Origin of the sequence: Neisseria sp. P0022.S009 (assembly GCF_051956675.1) — a bacterium.
In the GTDB taxonomy this organism is placed as follows: Bacteria; Pseudomonadota; Gammaproteobacteria; order Burkholderiales; family Neisseriaceae; genus Neisseria.
The window spans coordinates 334734-353932 of the sequence record NZ_JBQCXE010000002.1 but is presented as its reverse complement, the minus strand read 5'-3'; the positions used below and the strand labels follow the sequence as shown (position 1 = coordinate 353932).

The window sequence follows — 19199 nt, the reverse complement described above, 5'->3', positions numbered from 1 at the left end:
TGTGATTATGAAACATTTGGCAATCCATCTAAAACTATTGGGCATGGCGGCGTTTTGGGGCGCATCTTGGCCGATGGGGCGGATGTTGGGACAGGCGCTGCCGCCTTTAACGGGCGGTATGCTGCGCTTTTTGACGGCGGCAATCTTGCTTTTGGGCTGGCTGTTTGCACGGTATCGGTTGCGTACTTTGGCGGTTTTGTCGCGCAAACAATGGCTTGGATTGGCGCTGGCGGCGACATTCGGCGTATTTGGTTTTACCGTATTGTCTATGCTGGGTTTGCAGAGGATTCCTGCTTCGAGGGCGACGGTGTTGGTTACGTTTAATCCTGTGTTGACGATGTTTTTTGCGGCTTTGCTGTTTGGAGAAAAACTCAACGGCAAGATTGTGTCGGGTATGCTGTTAGCTGTGGCAGGCTCGATATGGGCGGTCACGCATGGCGAGATTGCGGCGTTTTTGTCGGGCGGCGGCCTAGGGTGGGGCGAAGTGCTGGTGTTTTTCAGCCTTTGCTGCTTGGTCACTTATACGATGATAGGCCGGGCGGTGTTGCAGGGGATTGACGCGCTGACGGTTACCGTGGCCACCGCTTGGCTGGGTGCAATGATGTTGCTGCCGCCGGCGCTGATTTCAGACGGCCTGCCGTTTGGTATGCTTGCCGAAATGGACGGCAGGGGCTGGTTTGCTTTGATTGGCTTGTCTGTCGGTGCAACGGTCTTGAGCTATGCGTGGTATTTTGAAGGCGTGAAGACTTTGGGCGCAGGCAGCGCGGCGGCGTACATCACTTTGGTGCCGGTATTCGGCATTTTGTGTTCCGCTTGGTTTTTGGGCGAGGCATTGCATGTTTCCTTGGTTGCCGGCTGTTTGGCGGCGGTGGGCGGATTGGCGTTGATGCAGTACGGAAGACGTGCCGTCTGAAATAGAAAATATGTTATATAATAATGAAACTGATCAAATCATTGTTTTTAACATGTCCGAACATTCCTCCCTGCTCGATTTCGACCGCACCCATCTGCTCCATCCTTATACATCTATGACCGACCCGTTGCCTGTTTATCCGGTGCGCCGAGCGGAGGGCGTGCATATCGAATTGGCGGACGGTACGCGGCTGATTGACGGGATGTCGTCTTGGTGGTGTGCGATACACGGCTATAATCATCCTGTTTTGAATCAGGCGGTTGAGGCGCAGATTAAACAGATGTCGCATGTGATGTTCGGCGGTTTGACGCATGAGCCGGCGGTGGAACTGGGCAAATTATTGGTCGGGATTTTGCCGCAGGGGCTGGACCGTATTTTTTATGCGGATTCGGGTTCGGTTTCGGTAGAAGTCGCGCTGAAGATGGCGGTACAATACCAGCAGGCGCGGGGTTTGACCGCGAAGCAGAATATCACGACGGTGCGGCGCGGGTATCACGGCGATACTTGGAACGCGATGTCCGTCTGCGATCCGGAAACGGGGATGCACCATATTTTCGGCAGCGCTCTGCCGCAGCGTTATTTTGTCGATAATCCGCAAAGCCGTTTCGACGATGAATGGGACGGGGCGGATTTGCAGCCTGTCCGCGCCTTGTTTGAAGCGCATCATGCGGACATTGCCGCCTTTATTTTGGAACCGGTCGTGCAGGGCGCGGGCGGTATGTATTTTTATCATCCGCAGTATCTTAGCGGATTGCGCGATTTGTGTGACGAATTTGATATCGTGTTGATTTTTGACGAAATCGCAACCGGATTCGGGCGCACGGGCAAGATGTTTGCCTGCGAACACGCGGAGGTCGTACCGGATATTATGTGTATCGGCAAGGGCTTGAGCGGCGGCTATATGACGCTGGCGGCGGCGATTACTTCGCAAAAAGTCACCGAAACGATTTCGCGCGGCGAAGCGGGTGTTTTTATGCACGGCCCGACGTTTATGGCGAACCCGCTGGCGTGTGCCGTTGCCTGCGCTTCGGTCAAGTTGCTTTTGTCCCAAGATTGGCAGGCAAATATCCGTCGCATTGAAAGCATCTTAAAAGGCCGTCTGAACGCTGCATGGGACATTCGAGGCGTGAAAGACGTACGTGTCTTGGGTGCCATCGGCGTGATCGAGCTGGAAAAAGGCGTGGATATGGCGCGTTTTCAAGCGGATTGCGTGGTGCAGGGAATTTGGGTGCGCCCATTCGGCAGGCTGGTGTACCTCATGCCGCCTTACATCATTTCAGACGGCCTCTTGACCGAACTTGCCGACAAAACCGTACAAATCTTGAAGGAACACAGCAAATGAAAGGCGTTTACTTCGTCAGCGGCATAGACACGGACATCGGCAAAACCGTCGCCACCGGCATGTTGGCAAAACAATTGTTGCAGCAGGGCAAGAGCGTGATCACGCAAAAGCCCGTGCAAACCGGTTGCCAAAACATCGCCGACGACATCGCCGTCCACCGCAACATCATGGGCATACCCATGCAGGAAGCCGACAAACAGCGGCTGACCATGCCCGAAATCTTCAGCTATCCCGCCTCGCCCCACCTCGCCGCCCGTCTGGACGGCAGGACTTTGGACTTGAACAAAATCCGTGCCGCCACGGAGCAACTGGCGGCACAATACGAAATCGTATTGGTCGAAGGCGCAGGCGGATTGATGGTTCCGCTGACGGAAAACCTGTTAACCATTGATTATATTCAGCAACAGGCTTATCCCGTCATTCTCGTTACCAGCGGGCGGCTCGGCAGCATCAACCATACCCTGCTTAGCTTCGCCGCGCTCAAACAATACGGTATCCGGTTACACAGCCTGATTTTCAACCATATCCACGACAGCAAAGATGAAACCGTTGCCGGCGACACCTTGGAATATCTTAAAGGCCGTCTGAAAGATGAATTTCCTGAAGCCCAATGGCAGGAGTTGGCCAAAACAGAGGTGCCAGATGGAGCTTGATATACCGAGTGGCACGCTTTGCTCATATGCAGAAGCTTCAAGTCTTCTGCCGTCTAAGGTCGGACATTTGCTGACCGTTTCTTCGCTAACCGCTGCGTTGCGCGCTTCAGGTAAGGATTTTTCAGTCGAGCCGGTGTATTTGGGTTTGACGAAGGAGGAGGAAAACGGAGAAGAAATCTTTGTGCGCGATGTTTTGCTCAAACTGGACGGCGAAACAGTGATACAAGCCAGAAGCGCGTGCCGGCCGGATAGCCGTCTATGGACTAAATTATTGGATTGCGGAACGCAGCCTTTGGGCGAGCGTCTGTTTGACGGTACATTGCCATTGAAACGTTCGGATTTTGAGTTTCTTCGTTTTGAAGATGCCGATCATCCGTCTTTCAGACGGCCTGTTACCGCGCGCCGTTCGTATTTCGATTGGAACGGCGAAATATTGGAATTAACAGAATATTTCTTATTGAAATTAATAGATTTATACCGATAAGGCCGTCTGAAAAGAAAACCGATTGCCGATGTTTGTCATAATTCTGTTATAATACAACAAATTAAATCGTTAAGATTCGTTTGATTTCAGACGGCAATAAATTATAATAAGAGCTAAGGCTCTAAAATGCCTTTCCTTCAGCATCAATACATATACAACGACACATTACACCAATGAACATACGGCGCTTTTTCCTACAATTTTTACCGCGTTACGCTGTCGGACGGATGGTGATATACGCCAAACTGATGCGCATCGACAAACCCATCGGCACCCTGCTTTTGCTGTGGCCGACTTATTGGGCATTGTGGATTGCGTCTAAAGGCGTTCCCGATGCGGATATTTTTATTGCCTTTACTGCAGGCACGTTTTTAATGCGCAGCGCAGGCTGCGTCGTGAACGACTTTGCCGATCGCAATTTTGACGGCGCAGTAGAGCGCACCAAAAACCGCCCGTTTGCCAAAGGTTTGGTTTCCAAAACCGAAGCGCTGCTTTTGACCGTCATGTTGTGTCTGATGGCGGCCTTGTGTCTGGTGCCGCTCAACCGCTTTACCTGGCTGATGAGCCTTCCGGCCTTGTTTCTGGCCGTCACATATCCCTTTACCAAACGCTTTTTCCCGTTGCCGCAGTTTTATTTGGGACTGGCATTTTCGTTCGGTATCCCCATGGCCTTTGCCGCCGTGCAAGGCCGAGTGCCTCCCGAAGCGTGGCTGATGTTTACCGCCAATGCCTTATGGACGCTGGCTTACGACACGATTTATGCCATGGCGGACAAAGAAGACGATTTGAAAATCGGCATTAAAACTTCGGCAATCACATTTGGCCATCACGACATTAGCGCAGCCATGCTTTGCCATTTTTGGTTTACCGTATTGATGGCGGTGTTGGGTATCAAAATCGGCGCAACTTGGCCGTATTGGCTGGTATTGCCGATAACTGCGTATTGGCAGTGCCAACAATATGCCGCCATCCGTACGCGCGACCGTCAGTTGTGCTTCCAAACGTTTTTGGCCAACAACCGCATCGGCTTGGCGTGGTTTTGCGGATTGGTCTGCCATTATTTCTGGTTGTTTTTGGTGTCCAAACTGTTTTAAAAAACGAGGTTGGGGCCGTCTGAAAAGAAAGGGAAAAGGAGTATGCCGGACATACTCCTTTTTATTTAAACCGTGATTTAGCCAATGATGGAATTTTTACTTTAAATCAATCATAATCAAATGGTTGGATTATTTTCGGCTCGTTAAAAAATATCAAAAACAACATGGAAAATGTTAGCGGGACGAGTGTAAATTACGCCTTCAGGATTGAGATTTGCACCGACAATCGGTACAATCCCATTGTTTTGCGACATTTAAAAGAGATACATATGAGCCTGATCGGCGAAATTTTACCTTTGTCCCATATCGTTTTGGATTTGGAAGTCAGCAGCAAAAAGCGTCTGTTTGAAGAGGCCGCACAGCTGCTGGAGAATGAAGCAGAATTACCGAATGCCAACGTGTTCGACTGCCTGTTTGCCCGTGAAAAACTCGGTTCGACCGGTTTGGGGCAGGGGGTGGCGATTCCCCACGGCCGTCACGCATGCGTGAAAAAAGCCACCGGTGCGTTTATCCGTACCAAAGAGCCGGTCGCCTTTGATGCGCCCGACGGCAAACCCGTTTCCCTGATTTTCATCCTGCTTGTGCCTGAAAACGCTACCGGCGAACATTTGGAAGTCTTGTCCAAACTGGCCGGCAGATTCTCTCAAAAAGCCGTCCGTGAAGCATTGATGGCCGCGACTTCTGCCGAAGAAGTACGCACACTCCTGACCGAAGAGTAATTCATGCCCAGCATATCCGTCCGCCGCCTGTTTTCCGACAATCAGCACAAACTCGAACTTGCTTGGGCTGCCGGCAATTCCGGCGCGGACAACCGTATCGGTGTCGAAGCCGATAAACCCGTCTTGGCCTTGGTCGGCCACTTAAACTTTATCCATCCCAACCAAATTCAAGTTGTCGGCGTAGCCGAAGCCGAATATTTACGCCGTCTGGAATCGGGCGAACTCAACTATGATTTCGGCGAGCTTTTCGACATCCCCATGTCTTTGGTCATCGTCGCCAACGGTTTGCCGGTTTCGCCCAAATTGCGTGATTATTGCCATACCAACAGTATCCCCTTACTGACTTCCAAACAGGAAAGCCCGCACTTGATGGACGTTTTGCGGATTTATCTGCAACGCACATTGGCGACTTCCACCATCAAGCACGGCGTATTTTTGGATGTATTTGAAGTGGGCGTACTCATTACCGGACAATCCGGCTTGGGTAAGAGCGAATTGGCATTGGAGCTGATTTCGCGCGGCCACAGCCTGATTGCCGATGATGCGGTCGAACTCTTCCGCACCGGCCCGGAAATGCTGGAAGGCCGTTGCCCGCCTATGCTGCGTGATTTCCTCGAAGTACGCGGTTTGGGCATACTCAATATCCGCCATATTTTTGGCGAAACCTCCATCCGTCCGAAAAAAATCCTCCAGCTGATTATTAATTTGGTTCCGGCTGACGACGGATACATGAAACAACTCGATCGATTGAGCATCCGTACCGAAACAGAATCTATCCTCAACGTCAGTGTCCGTTCCGTTACCCTGCCTGTTGCAATCGGTCGAAACTTAGCAGTATTGGTTGAAGCTGCGGTGCGCAATTACATCCTTCAATTGCGCGGCAAAGACAGCACCAAAGAATTCCTCGAACGCCATCAAACACAACTCAAAGAAAACGAACAAAACCATGAAAATCGTCCTGATTAGCGGCTTATCCGGCTCAGGAAAATCCGTAGCCCTCAAACAGCTTGAAGATTTGGGCTATTACTGTGTCGATAATCTTCCCTTGGAAATGCTTCCGTCGTTGGTTTCACTCCACATCGAACGTGCCGATGAAACCAAACTCGGTGTCAGCGTTGACATCCGTTCTGGTATCAATATTCAGGAAGCGCAAGAGCAAATCCAATATTTGCGGCATGAAGGGCATCAAGTCGAAGTCCTCTTTATTGAAGCAGAAGAGGGCGTGTTGGTACGCCGCTTCTCGGAAACCCGCCGCGGCCATCCTTTGTCCGGCCATAATCTGACCTTGTTGGAAAGCCTGCAAAAAGAACGCGAATGGCTCTTTCCGCTCAAAGACATTGCATATTGCATCGATACGTCCAAAATGAACGCGCAGCAGCTGCGTTATGCCGTTCAACAATGGCTCAACATTGAACGCATCGGTTTGCTGGTTATTCTTGAATCCTTTGGTTTCAAATACGGCGTTCCCAATAATGCCGACTTTATGTTTGACATGCGCAGCCTGCCCAATCCGTATTACGATCCGGAATTGCGCCCTTTTACCGGTATGGACAAACCCATTCAAGATTATTTGGACCAGCAGCCTTTGGTTCAAGAAATGGTTGATGATATTGAGCATTTCTTAAACCGCTGGCTGCCGCGCCTGCAGCAAGAGAGCCGCAGTTATGTGACGATTGCCATCGGTTGTACCGGCGGTCAGCACCGCTCCGTTTATGTTATAGAAAAACTGGCCGAACGCCTCAAAGGCTGTTATGAACTCCTTGTCCGCCACCGTCAGGCACAAAGCTTGGCAGGACGTTAACTTGCCGTTTCAGACGGCCTCAAAGGAAGAAACCATGAAAAAAATCAGTCTGACCGCATTATCCCTGCTTATCTTGACCGCCTGCGCGACAGAGCCTGTTACTGCTTACCGTTGGCACCGTACCGGCGCGAGTGAAGCTGAAGTTTCCCGCCAAATCAATACCTGCAAATCGCAAGTCCAAAATGGAAATACATCCAAAACGTTTGAGCAATGTATGGATGAAGCTGGGTATTACAGCTACGAGCATGGCAATCTCTAAATCCTGATTGACCGATTATCCCAATATCGAGGCCGTCTGAAAAACAATGATTGTTCAGACGGCCTCAGATACGAATAGAAAGAGCAAAAAGACATGGCTATCCAATGGTTTCCCGGCCACATGAACAAGGCAAAAAAAGCCATTGCCGAACGTATTAAAAGCGTTGATATGGTGATTGAGATGTTGGACGCGCGTATGCCTGCTTCCAGCGAAAACCCCTTGCTTGCCCAGTTGTCCAAAGGCAAGCCCAAACTCAAAATCTTAAACAAGCAAGACCTTGCCGATCCCGAGCGCACCAAAGTTTGGCTCGAACACTACAACAGCCGCCAAGATACCCGCGCCATTGCGCTGGATTCTTCCGAAACCGGCACACATGGCAAAATCACCCAAGCCTGCCGCGCCATGATTCCGCATCGCCAAGGTATCGAGAAGCCGTTGCGTGTCCTGATTTGCGGTATTCCCAACGTCGGCAAATCCACCTTGATTAACGGCATGATCGGCAAAAAATCTGCCAAAACCGGTAACGAACCCGGTATTACCAAAGCCGAACAGCGCCTTTTCCTTGCCGACGATTTCTGGCTTTACGATACCCCCGGTATGTTGTGGCCGAAAATTATTGTTGAAGAAGGCGGATACAACCTTGCGGCCGGCGGTGCAGTCGGACGCAACGCGCTGGACGAAGAAGAGGTGGCGCTTGAGCTTTTGGATTACCTCCGCCGCCATTATCTGGCCCTGTTGCAAGAGCGCTATCAAGCCGACAAAGATCCAAGCAGCCATTGGGACGATACTTCTTGGCTGGAGTGGATTGCCAAGAAGCGCGGAGCGGTTTTGAGCGGCGGACGGGTCAACTATCAAAAGGCCGCTGAAAATATCCTGACCGATTTCCGAGAAGGCAAAATCGGCAGAATCACGCTGGAAACGCCAAACCAATGGGAGGCTTGGCTGAAAAAAGCCAGACAGAAAGAAGCCGAACTTAAAGCCATTCGCGAAGCCAGAAAGGCGGAACGAAAAGGGCAGCAGCCTTCAGCCGATTAATACAAAAGGCCGTCTGAAATCTATTTTCAGACGGCCTTTTGTTGGGATAGACAATTACAGGGCGGTACGGCTGAAGCTGTCCAGAGCTTTATCGGTTTGGATTTGGTTGAACTGCATGGTGGTTTTGTCGCCTTGCTTTTCGTCCAATTCGATTTTACGTACCAGCGTATCGCCGTTGATTTCGATACGATTGAAGATTTGGCGGGTAATGGCGGTTTTCGGAGTCAGGGTCAACGTCCATTTTTTTTCGTTGCCGTTTAATTTCAAATCAAATTGTTTTTCCAAGCCTTGGGTATTGCCGCCCAAAAGGTCGAGGAAGAGTTTGATTTGGCGGCTTTGGCCGTTAAGCTTGCTGGCATTTGGGTTGACCCATTGGCTGCCGTTCCATTGCATGATGCCGTCTGAACGCACGCGCAGGGTGGTTTCAAATGGTTTTTGCATTTTCCAGAGCAGGCCTTTTTGTGGGACAAGGGTAAAGCTGCCGCTGGTGGTCATGGGTTTGCTGAGGGATTTGAGCTGGCGTTGTTGGACAAAATTGCCTTGCACGTTTTGCGGTTTTTGCAGGGTTTGTGCCAATTCGGCAGGGGAAAATGCCCACAAGGACGGAGCGCTGATGAGGAGAGTAAGAGAAAGAATGGTTTTTTTCATTGTGTTTCCTATAAGGTCTGAGGCCGTCTGAAAGTTCAGACGGCCTTTTATTGCTTTAATTATAAGGCTGACAATGCCTGATTAAAGGTTGCGCTCGGACGCATCGCTTGCGCGGCTTTTTCAGGATTGGCTGCGTAGTAGCCGCCGATATCGACTGCTTTGCCTTGTACGGCAGAGAGTTCTTCAACGATTTTGGCTTCGTCGGCAGTCAAAGCGGCTGCCAACGGCGCAAATACGGCTTTCAGTTCGGCATCTTTGTCTTGCGCCGCCAATTCTTGCGCCCAGTAGAGGGTGAGGTAGAAATGGCTGCCGCGATTGTCGAGTTCGCCTGCTTTACGTTTGGGCGATTTGTCGTTCAACAGCAGTTTTTCGGTGGCGGCATCCAGCGTGTCGGCGAGGACTTGGGCTTTGGTATTGCCGGTTTTTTGCGCCAGATGTTCAAACGATACGGCAAGCGCGAGGAATTCGCCCAAAGAGTCCCAACGCAAGTGGTTTTCTTCGAGGAATTGTTGGACGTGTTTCGGTGCGGAGCCGCCCGCGCCGGTTTCAAACATACCGCCGCCGTTCATCAATGGAACGATGGACAGCATTTTCGCACTAGTGCCGAGTTCCAAAATCGGGAACAAGTCGGTCAGGTAGTCGCGCAGGACGTTGCCGGTTACGGAAATGGTGTCTTCGCCGTTTTTCAGACGGCCCAAGCTGAATTTAGCGGCTTCTTCAGGCGCGAGGACGCGGATGTCGAGGCCGTCGGTATCCAGTTCGGCAAGGTAGGTTTTAACCTTGGCGAGCAGGCTCTTGTCGTGCGGACGGTTTTCGTCGAGCCAGAACACGGCTGGTGTATTGCTCAGGCGGGCGCGGTTGACGGCGAGTTGTACCCAGTCTTTAACCGGCGCGTCTTTGGTTTGGCACATACGCCAGATGTCACCGGCTTCAACGTCGTGTTGCATCAGGACATTGCCTGCTGCATCGATGACTTGAACCTGACCGTCGGCTTCGATTTCGAAGGTTTTGTTGTGTGAACCGTATTCTTCGGCTGCCTGCGCCATCAGACCGACATTGGGCACCGTACCCATGGTTGTCGGATCGAACGCGCCGTGTTCGCGGCAGAAGTCGATGGTTGCTTGGTAAACACCGGCATAGCTGCTGTCCGGAATGACGGCTTTGGTATCTTGCGCTTTGCCGTCTTTGTCCCACATGCGACCGGAGTTACGAATCATCGCAGGCATAGAAGCATCGACGATGACATCGCTAGGAACGTGCAGGTTGGTGATGCCTTTGTCGGAATCGACCATCGCCAAATCAGGGTTGGCGGCGTAAACGGCGGCGATTTCAGCTTCAACGGCAGCGCGGGTGTCCGCATCCAGTTTGTCAAGATTGGCAAGCAGGTTGCCGAAGCCGTTGTTGACGTTGACACCTGCGGCAGCCAGTTTGTCGCCGAATTTTTCAAATACAGGCGCGAAGAATACTTTGACGGCGTGTCCGAAGATAATCGGGTCGGACACTTTCATCATGGTGGCTTTCATGTGCAGCGAGAACAAAACGCCTTTTGCTTTCGCGTCTTTCACTTGTTCGGCAAGGAAGGCGAGCAGGGCTTTTTTGCTCATCACGGTCGCGTCGATGATTTCGCCGGCTTTCAGGGCAACAGGCTCGCGCAGCTCTTTTTTGTTGCCTTGTTTGTCGGTAAACACGATGGATACGGAAGTCGCATCGGGTACGGTAACGGATTGTTCGTTATGGAAAAAGTCGCCGCTTTGCATGGTGGCAACGTGGGTTTTGGAGTCTTTCGTCCATGCGCCCATGCTGTGCGGATGTTTTTTCGCAAAGTTTTTCACTGCTTTAGGCGCTCGGCGGTCGGAGTTGCCTTCGCGCAGGACAGGGTTTACCGCGCTGCCTTTGATGCGGTCGTAGCGTTCGCGTACGGCTTTTTCTTCATCGGTTTGCGGGTCGGCAGGATAGTCGGGAACGGCAAAGCCTTTAGACTGCAATTCTTTAATTGCGGCAGTCAGTTGCGGTACGGATGCGCTGATGTTCGGCAGTTTGATCACGTTGGCATCGGGCTGTTTCACCAGTTCGCCCAACTCGGCAAGCGCATCGGGTACGCGCTGCGCTTCAGTCAGGTATTCGGGGAACGCCGCCAAAATACGGCCGGAGAGAGAAATGTCGCTGGTTTTGACATCAATATCGGCGTGGCGGGTAAACGCCTGCACAATCGGCAACAGGGATTGGGTGGCCAATGCAGGAGCTTCGTCGGTGTAGGTATAGATAATGGTGGATTTAGTCATGGGTTCATTCTCTATGTAGGTTAAGTTTTTCTTTTCGGGCACATCGCGAGATGAAATGTGCTAAGCCTATTATGGCATATTTCGGCGGATTTGGTTGTTGTTTTGATGTTATTGTTTTTTAAGTTGCGGAAAAGAAAAAGGCCGTCTGAAAAGACAGCCTAAATATAAGGACTTATCCGATAATCAAAACGGCATTGCTGCCGCCGAAGGCAAAAGACGAGCTGGCGGCAATGCGTTTTTCAGACGGCCAGCGGCTGTTGCCGTCGGTCAAAGCGATGTTGGGCAGCTCGGAATCGGGTACGTTGTCCCATTGTTGGGGCGGCAGTTTGCCTTCCGGATTGTATTGGCGGTTGACCATCAACCAGGCAAACGCGGCTTCGATCGCACCGGCTGCACCCAAAGTATGACCGGTGGACGGTTTGGTTGAGGTGCAAAGGGTGCGGCTGCCAAATACTTCGGCAACGGCCCGGCTTTCCATGCTGTCGTTGTGTTGCGTGCCGGTGCCGTGCAGATTGATCCAGCCGATGTCTTCCGCTTTCAAACCGGCTTTATCCAAAGCAGCCTGAAAGGATTGGGCCGCCCCCAAACCATCAGGGCGGGGAGAAGACATATGGTAGGCATCGCTGCTTGCACCGTAGCCCAGCAACTGCATTTCGCCGTCAAAATCGGCATCGCGCGTCATTACGAAAAATGCGGCCGCTTCGCCGATATTGATGCCGTTGCGGTTGGCGGAAAAAGGCTTGGCAATGCCGTCTGAAAGCACTTCCAAAGAGGCAAAACCATTGATCGTCAGCGGAGAAAGCGTATCTGCGCCGCCGCAAATCACAGCATCACACAATCCGGCACGAAGCAGCCGGGCTGCGCTGATGAGGGCGCGTGCACCGGAAGTGCAGGCGGTGGAAACGGTATAGCGCAAGCCGTCCAGACCGTAAACTTGGGCGATAAATTCGGAGGGCGAAGCCATGGTGTGTTGCAGCTGCTTGAACGGAACATCCGTCCATCCACCGCCTTGGACAATGTGTTGGAACAAAGGGATATTTTCGTCTGCGCCACTGGTGGACGTACCGGTAACGACAGCGACCCTTTCTTTGCCGTAACGGGCAATGGCCGTCTGAATCAGTCCGTCTATTTGCGAAAGCGCGTGCAGGATAAGCTGGTTGTTGCGGCTGCGATGCGCTTCGGGAATGCTGTCGGGCAGAGGCATCAGGGTTTCTTTGACTGCACCGAAAGCATGCGTTTTGCCTTTGACCCATTGGTCTGAAAAAGTCAGGGGCGTGTTTTCAGACGGCGTGAGCAAGGCATCGGCATGAACTTGCAAGCCGCTGCCCAATGCGCTGGTCAGTGCCGGACGGCTGAGATAAACAGGAGTATTCATGAATTAGTCTTCTGCAATCGGGCTGACCGTCCAGAAAGTTTGGTCGGGGAAGCCGATGAGGAATTGTTCGGAATGGTGGGCGACACACCACAAATCACGCTCGCGGTAGCTGAACACCGCGCCTTTGCCGTCAGGGCAGAAGCCTTGATGGGTGGCATTTTGTTGGCGGGCTTCAGGGTAAAGCGTGGCGGCGTGTTCGGCGGCCAAAAGCGGTAATAAGGCGGCAAACAGTCGGCGCGAAGTGGCATTGGGCATCACAAAGCCGTCGTTTTTCCAGCCTTTGGTGCTGACCGATTGACGTGATACCGGCGCGCCCAGTGCATCGGTTTGGACAAAGCGGATGCCGTCTGAATGAGGCTCGACTGCCAAGAGATTGGTTTGAACGGTTTGCCCCGCCGCATTTGTCTGCTCAAGTTTGAACCATTGGCCTTCTTTGGAAAGCGGCGGCAGCGTTTGCGGATGAGGGAGCGAGGTTGCGCATGCAGAAAGCAGCAGTGTGGCAAGCAAAGGGATAAATCGCATAAGGTTTTATCTATCGGTCAAAATATTTAATGATGAGGGTAGATTTTCAGACGGCCTGTTCTGTTTTCAGGCGAGGCCGTCTGAAAGGCATTCGTCCTTATTCTACCTTCAAATCGCCCACCAATGCGGCAAGTGTGGACAAGCGTTGCTCGGATTTTTCCACGAATGGATTGTTCGTGTCCCAAGCGTAGCCTGCCAAAATAGACGAAATCATGCGGCTGATTTCAGGACTGCGGTTGGGCGCGTAGATGGCATTTTGGAAGCGGAAATCGTACCAACCGTTTACATAAGTGCGGAATGCGTTCACGCCGATCATCAGTTGGTCGGCAAATTCGGTTTGCCAATCGACGGCTTCGCCTTTGAGTTGTTTGGCCAACAAGTCGGCAGCCAGTTTGGCAGAGTGCAGGGCAATGGTTACGCCGGAGGAGAAGACGGGGTCGAGGAATTCGGCGGCGTTGCCCAAAAGGGCGAAATGTTTGCCGTATAAGGTTTTCACGTTGGCAGAGTAGCCTTGGATGGAGCGGAACGGGAAGTCGTTTTCCCAAACGGCTTTATCCAAGATTTCCGCCAGCATCGGGCATTCGTACACAAATTTTTTCAACACGGCTTCTGATTCGCCGGCCAGCTTGTCGGGCGTACCGACAACGCCGATGGAGCAGCGGTTGTCGCCGAAAGGAATCAGCCAAATCCAGACATCGCGATGTTCCGGATGCGTGTTGATCAGGATTTTGTTGCGGTCGAATTTCGGGCTGGTGATGTTGTCGTCGATATGCGTGAAGTGGGCTTGGCGAGGAGGCAGCTCGGACGGGCTTTCCAAGTCCAAAAGGCGGGGTAGGACGCGGCCGTAACCGCTGGCATCCAAAACGAATTTAGCGGTCAATTCATAGTTTTCGCCTGTATCGGTCTCAACGCTCAAACGTGCCACATCGCCGCTGTTGTCAAACGCGGTTACGCCGTGTCCGAAGCGGACATCGACGCCTTGTTTTGCCGCTTCATCAATCAGGATTTTGTCGAAGATGCCGCGGCGCACTTGATAAATGGTGCCGGGGCCGTCTGAAAATTTTTCAGTAAAGTTGAAATCTGTGTAACGGCTGCCCCATGAAAACGCAGCGCCGTCTTTAAATTGAAAGCTGGGTTCGGCATGCACTGCGTCGGCAAAACCGGCTTCTTCCAACATTTCCATGCAATGCGGCAACAGGCTTTCGCCGATGACAAAGCGTGGGAAATGTTGTTTTTCCAATACGCAAACTTTAAAGCCTTGTTTGTTCAGCAAAGCGGAAGCAACCGAACCTGAAGGACCTGCGCCGATAACGGCAACGTCAAATTCTACGGACATTTTAAAATACCTTTGATTTTAATGATAAATAATGTTTAAACCAGCGTCTGAAGTTTTTCAGACGACCTCTTACAACGTGACGATAGAAGTTGAAACAAAATATCGCCTTAATTTAATCGTCTTCATCTTATGTCTAATTTTTCAATAATGTGCCTGCCAGCCAAATATTGAATGCCACGCCGATGGTAACCGTCATGCCGAACGCGGCAACGGCGGGCGTGCTGCTGATGGCGAGCAGGGCAAAGGAAATGGCAGTTGTCGCGGCGGCAAGCAGCATACCGCCTAATTTTGTCGGCGCGCTGTGATGTGCGGTGGCGGCATAGACGGCATAGTCCACACCGATGGCGGACACTAAAAGCAGGCCGAACATGGCAAACAGGCTGACGGGAATACCGGCCAAACCGAGTACGGCAACGGTGCAGATGGCGGCGGCCAGCGGCACGGCAAGGATTTTGCTGCCGCGTTTGAAACCGAACATTTTCCACAAAAGCAGCCATGCCAAGGCATAGGAAGCCAGTTTCAACCATGCGGCCTGATTGCGCGTGTGGTGGAAAAGCTCGTTTAAGTGGGCGCGTTTGTCTGCCCAATGTATGCCGGAGACGTGTTGCACTGCGGCGCGTACGGCGGCTTCATCGGCCATGCCGTTCAAACGCACGACGGCAGCAAAACGGCCTGGTTCCACTTCGCCCAAATACAAGGAACGCCAAGCTTCTGCCAAATCGGTATTCAGGCCGTCTGAAAGCGACAATGGTTGCGTATCGGCGGCTTGCAGCAGGGCATCGCGCACAGTTTTGCGCGGAATACCGATTTCTGTGAGCGGTTTCCAGCTATCAGGCAACTTGGTCAATTCGCGCAGGCGATTTTGCAGTTTTTGCTGTTCCGTTGTCGCCAGGATGAATTGGTCTGGCGATTGGATGCCGGAAAGTTTGCCTTGCGCGATTAAGGGCTGCAGGGCGTGGCCGAGTTCGGCGGTTTTCTTCAACAGGGCATCTTCGCTTTGTGCTTCGGCCACCAAATATTTGCCGCCAAAATCCGTACCGCTCAACCGGCCGATTTGTTGTACTTCTGTCAACATCGCGGTCGGCATATTGACCCATTGACGGATGTCGTCACGCCAGTCGCTGCGCCACAATCCGACTGCCAGCAAAATTCCGCCCACGATTAACCAGCCGCGTTTGTGCAGGCGGTTTTTCAGACGGCCTGACAAGGAATAGAGCTTTTCGGTTAATGCGGCAAAAGGCACGGTTTTGGCACGATAGCGGCGAAACAGCGGCGGCAGCCATAAAACGGTGGCACCAAACGCGCCAAATAAGGCAAAGCCTGAAAATACGGCGGTTTGGCGCAGTACAGGCAAAGGGGTGAACCACAGCAGCGCGTAGCCCAAGACGGTAATCGTCAGGCTGACGGCAAAGCTCGGCAAGACATGTTTTATTGCCGATTCGGCCTGCCAAACGGTCTTTTCAGACGGCCCGAATACCGACGGCGCAAGCCAGTGCAACGGGAAATCCACCAACATGCCCACCAAGCTGGTGCCGATGACGATGGTCAGGATATGCACTTCGACGAAGGTTAATAACGCAACCGCCAGTCCGGTCAACATACCGGCTGCCAGTGGCAAGGACAGCAAAAATACGCGGCCGCTGCGGAAGACCCACAACAGCAACGCAAAGGTCAGCCCAAGCCCGACCATACTCATCAGCCGGCTTTCTTTTTCTGCGGCTGCTTTGGATACGGCGGCGAACAATGCGCCACCTGCGCTTAAGGTTTCCGCGCCGTTTTCCGAAGCGATTTGACGGCTTTGTGCCATCAGCGGCAAGAGGGCGTCGTTGCCGGAAAATTGATCGCCGCCGGCGAGCCGTCCGCGCAAAAATACCCAAGTTTTGCCTTGGTCTTCGGCAAACAGCATGCCGTTGTCCATGTCCCACTGCAAACGGCTTTGCGGATTGGCTTTGTCGGCAACAAAGCGTCCAAAGCCCAGCCAGTCTTGTTCTAAAGACAAAGGGGAGGGGGCGGCAAACGGATTGGCCGCGGCTTCTGCGCGCGCTTGAAAATAGGCTTGCGGCTGCTCAAACAGCAGGCGGATTTCGTCTTGCGGCAAAACGGCCAAGCCCAGTTTCTGCATATCCGCCCGCACTTTGTCCAAATTCGGCGTCATGCTGCTGTCGACTTGTTCAAATACGCCGCTCTTGCGCCATGCGTCGGCAATTTGTGAGGCCGTCTGAAAAGCGGTTTCGGCATCGGTACTGCCGGCAAGCAAAATGACTTGCGAATTGAGCTGTGCTTCTGCGGCTTTATCCGCGGCCGTCAGTAAGGCATCGGGTTGCTGCTCGCTTGGCAACAGTGCAGTCAAATCGGTTTGGATACGCGCTTGTGAAGCAAAGGCATAAACCAAAAACAGGGTAAGAAACAGGATAAGGGCAGTATAGAGGCGGTTTAGGAGGCGAAGATTCATCGTTCAGACGGCCTTTTGCAAATGCTGCTGTTGGTGTGTGGAATCAGTAAAAGTACAGTAAATTAAATCAGATTATTATTATTTTGTCAGTTATTAGATGGTTTGCCGGTCGATTAAATCATTGGATTTGAGCGAACCGAAAAACTGCCATTGCAGGGCGACGGCTTTTCCCTGCCAAACGCAGGCAAGTGCCATCGTATCCGCCAAAATCGCGCTTGTACCGCGCCAATCGGTTTGCTTTCCGGCGTGTAAACCGACGGGTTGTCCCAAATCGAAAATATAGCCGACCAATTTCATGTCTGACGGGAAATCCAAATTCGCCGCTTTAATCAAGGCTTCCTTGAAACACCACAATCGGTAAAACGTTTCAGACGGCCAGTTTGCCGTTTCCAAAAAGTCTTGTTCTTCCTGCGTGCAGACCAAAGCCGACAGCGCTTTGAAATCGCGCGGGCGGATAAATTCGATATCGACACCGGCTGTTAAGGGATGAGGCGCACACAATAAAGCGGCAAAGCCTTGGCTGTGGCTCAGCGATACAGTCGGCAAATCGGTTTGCTGTTTTAATGCTCGGCTGACTTGCCAGTCTTGACGCTGCGCCAGTTGCGGCGTGGCAGCCAAACGTTGGGAATCGGCTGCGTTTAGGGAGGCATGGTCGTAGCAGGCGGCAAAAGACGGATCGGCCAGCAGGCAGTGAAGGGTTGTCGTATCCATAAAATAGAAAAATGCCAAACTTCATCTTGAAGTCCGGCATTTTTGACATTGCTTAGTGGAAGCTGCCTTTCAAAACCACACGGCTGTTGAATGTAGCGATGTGGCATTCGTACTCGTTACCGCCTTTGGTTACTTTGTCAAAGTAGCTAACCAGATGAACGGATTTGGCTTTTTTGCGATGCGCAGTACTTTGGAAGCGTTTAACTGCGCTTAAGAATGCGCGTTGGCAGGTTTCATCAGGGGTTTTGCCGACTGAGTTGGAGATTTGACGGGAAGTCAAAGTCGCGCCGGATGTGCTGCCGTAGTGAACGCGGATGCTGGGGTCCAAAGCGGATTTGGCTTCGGCAGAGTTCAAAGCTACATCGACTTTACACATATAAATATCGTTTTGACCTTTGCCATTGACTTTATGGCCTTCACCCATGCTGCGGCAGGCAGAACCGGCGGCAGTTGTTTTTTGAGTAGAAGTTTGAGAGGAAGAAGTAGATGGTTGAGAATTGCCGGATTGTGAGCAAGCGGCAAGCATCAGGGCGGATACGGCAACCAAAGCAGAAAAACGTAACATACGAACTCCTTTATAATAAGGGGTGTGAAAAAAGGTTTACAGAAAACAAAATCATTTTAACATATATGAAAGCCGTATAAAAATAGGATGATGTAAAAAATATTATATTTTTATTTAAATGATTTCATGGTGTTAAGAAAGTTTGGGGCGGTAATGCTTGACGAAGGAGGGTAGAGGGCGTATATTGCGATCTTCCTTAGGAGTAATGGCTGAGAGGCTGAAGGCACTTCCCTGCTAAGGAAGCATGTGGGGTCAACCTGCATCGAGGGTTCGAATCCCTCTTACTCCGCCAAATATGAAAGACACCGTTTATACGGTGTCTTTTTTATTATCCGGAATTTCTTGGAATCTAAGGCCGTCTGAAAGTGTGAAATGAACGATTTGATTATCCTAAACAAGCCTTATGGCGTGATTTGCCAGTTTTCTGCACATGAAAAACATCCGTGCCTTAAGGATTTTGTCGAGAAACCGGGATTCTATCCGGCCGGACGTTTGGATACGGACAGCGAGGGTTTGCTGCTGCTGACCAATAATGGCCGTTTGCAGGCGCAGATTGCCGACCCGAAATTCAAGCAGGTCAAAACTTATTGGGCGCAGGTGGAGGGTTCTCCTGATGAAGCCAAATTGGATTTATTGCGCCGTGGTGTAGATTTGGGCGATTTTGTGACCCGTCCGGCTGAGGTCAGGGTCTTGGAAGAGGGTGAGGCAGATGTTTTATGGCCGCGCGTGCCGCCGATTCGCGTGCGCAAGTCCGTGCCTGATTTTTGGGTGGAAATCAAAATTTCGGAAGGGAAAAACCGCCAAGTGCGAAGGATGACGGCGAAAGCAGGCTTTCCATGTTTACGCTTGGTCCGCGTGGCAATAGGCCGTCTGAATCTGTTTGATTTGAATTTGGAATTGGGACAATGGCAGTTTGCGCCGTATAAACCTTGATTAAAATCATTAAAATTAAAATTAATAATAAAATACTAATCCATGAAATTGTCTGATAAAATATTAAATATTGTT

The 19199-nt window shown here is 51.6% G+C and carries 19 protein-coding genes and 1 tRNA gene; 12 read left to right on the top strand and 8 right to left on the bottom strand.

Annotated features, from left to right (window positions below):
* Positions 1-7 precede the first annotated feature (7 nt).
* From ACTHUG_RS04790 to ylqF, 10 genes are all read left to right on the top strand, one after another.
* Positions 8-913 (top strand): DMT family transporter, encoded by a 906-nt coding sequence (locus ACTHUG_RS04790; RefSeq protein WP_440386420.1) that lies wholly within the window; start codon positions 8-10, stop codon positions 911-913.
* A gap of 52 nt (positions 914-965) precedes the next feature.
* Positions 966-2255, top strand: coding sequence for an adenosylmethionine--8-amino-7-oxononanoate transaminase (gene bioA, locus ACTHUG_RS04785; protein ID WP_440386187.1), 1290 nt, complete (start codon positions 966-968; stop codon positions 2253-2255).
* Positions 2252-2908 (top strand): dethiobiotin synthase, encoded by a 657-nt coding sequence (bioD, locus tag ACTHUG_RS04780; protein WP_440386188.1) that lies wholly within the window; start codon positions 2252-2254, stop codon positions 2906-2908. The genes bioA and bioD overlap by 4 nt, the downstream gene beginning before the upstream one ends.
* Positions 2898-3392: a chorismate--pyruvate lyase family protein gene (locus ACTHUG_RS04775; RefSeq protein ID WP_440386189.1), complete on the top strand. Its 495-nt coding sequence runs from the start codon at positions 2898-2900 to the stop codon at positions 3390-3392. Before bioD ends, ACTHUG_RS04775 begins: the two co-directional genes overlap by 11 nt.
* Before the next feature lie 173 nt (positions 3393-3565).
* Positions 3566-4486 carry a 4-hydroxybenzoate octaprenyltransferase gene (gene ubiA / locus ACTHUG_RS04770; RefSeq protein WP_070850695.1) on the top strand — a complete coding sequence of 307 codons (921 nt, stop codon included), beginning with the start codon at positions 3566-3568 and terminating at the stop codon, positions 4484-4486.
* Positions 4487-4755: 269 nt separating this feature from the next.
* Positions 4756-5205 carry a PTS IIA-like nitrogen regulatory protein PtsN gene (gene ptsN / locus ACTHUG_RS04765; RefSeq protein ID WP_003747374.1) on the top strand — a complete coding sequence of 150 codons (450 nt, stop codon included), beginning with the start codon at positions 4756-4758 and terminating at the stop codon, positions 5203-5205.
* 3 nt (positions 5206-5208) lie between these two features.
* Entirely contained in the window at positions 5209-6171 is a 963-nt protein-coding gene (hprK, locus tag ACTHUG_RS04760; protein ID WP_003747372.1) for an HPr(Ser) kinase/phosphatase, read from the top strand.
* Positions 6152-7006, top strand: a complete 855-nt coding sequence (gene rapZ, locus ACTHUG_RS04755; RefSeq protein WP_440386190.1) for an RNase adapter RapZ — start codon at positions 6152-6154, stop codon at positions 7004-7006. Before hprK ends, rapZ begins: the two co-directional genes overlap by 20 nt.
* A gap of 34 nt (positions 7007-7040) precedes the next feature.
* Positions 7041-7265, top strand: a complete 225-nt coding sequence (locus ACTHUG_RS04750) for a protocatechuate 3,4-dioxygenase (RefSeq protein WP_039862229.1) — start codon at positions 7041-7043, stop codon at positions 7263-7265.
* A 93-nt stretch (positions 7266-7358) separates the two neighbouring features.
* Entirely contained in the window at positions 7359-8300 is a 942-nt protein-coding gene (gene ylqF / locus ACTHUG_RS04745; protein WP_440386191.1) for a ribosome biogenesis GTPase YlqF, read from the top strand.
* Positions 8301-8354: 54 nt separating this feature from the next.
* Here the strand turns inward: ylqF and ACTHUG_RS04740 are convergent, their stop codons facing one another.
* The 8 genes from ACTHUG_RS04740 to ACTHUG_RS04705 form a co-directional block, all read right to left on the bottom strand.
* On the bottom strand, positions 8355-8948 hold the full coding sequence (locus tag ACTHUG_RS04740; RefSeq protein WP_440386192.1) for a LolA family protein: 594 nt from the start codon (positions 8946-8948) through the stop codon (positions 8355-8357).
* A 59-nt stretch (positions 8949-9007) separates the two neighbouring features.
* Entirely contained in the window at positions 9008-11230 is a 2223-nt protein-coding gene (locus tag ACTHUG_RS04735; protein ID WP_440386193.1) for an NADP-dependent isocitrate dehydrogenase, read from the bottom strand.
* Positions 11231-11402: 172 nt separating this feature from the next.
* Entirely contained in the window at positions 11403-12605 is a 1203-nt protein-coding gene (locus ACTHUG_RS04730) for a beta-ketoacyl-ACP synthase (protein WP_440386194.1), read from the bottom strand.
* A 3-nt stretch (positions 12606-12608) separates the two neighbouring features.
* Complete coding sequence (locus ACTHUG_RS04725; RefSeq protein WP_440386195.1) at positions 12609-13127, bottom strand: hypothetical protein; 519 nt, start codon at positions 13125-13127, stop codon at positions 12609-12611.
* A gap of 97 nt (positions 13128-13224) precedes the next feature.
* Entirely contained in the window at positions 13225-14463 is a 1239-nt protein-coding gene (locus ACTHUG_RS04720) for an NAD(P)/FAD-dependent oxidoreductase (protein ID WP_314576963.1), read from the bottom strand.
* 133 nt (positions 14464-14596) lie between these two features.
* A complete protein-coding gene (locus ACTHUG_RS04715; RefSeq protein WP_440386196.1) occupies positions 14597-16915 on the bottom strand; it encodes an MMPL family transporter in 2319 nt (772 codons plus the stop codon).
* Positions 16916-17008: 93 nt separating this feature from the next.
* Positions 17009-17626 (bottom strand): 4'-phosphopantetheinyl transferase family protein, encoded by a 618-nt coding sequence (locus ACTHUG_RS04710; RefSeq protein WP_440386197.1) that lies wholly within the window; start codon positions 17624-17626, stop codon positions 17009-17011.
* Positions 17627-17678: 52 nt separating this feature from the next.
* Positions 17679-18191 (bottom strand): hypothetical protein, encoded by a 513-nt coding sequence (locus ACTHUG_RS04705; RefSeq protein ID WP_223168965.1) that lies wholly within the window; start codon positions 18189-18191, stop codon positions 17679-17681.
* A 199-nt stretch (positions 18192-18390) separates the two neighbouring features.
* Here ACTHUG_RS04705 and ACTHUG_RS04700 point away from each other — a divergent pair.
* A tRNA-Ser gene (locus tag ACTHUG_RS04700) sits at positions 18391-18483 on the top strand.
* Between the two features lie 80 nt (positions 18484-18563).
* Positions 18564-19124, top strand: coding sequence for a pseudouridine synthase (locus ACTHUG_RS04695; RefSeq protein WP_440386198.1), 561 nt, complete (start codon positions 18564-18566; stop codon positions 19122-19124).
* The last annotated feature ends 75 nt before the right edge of the window (positions 19125-19199 follow it).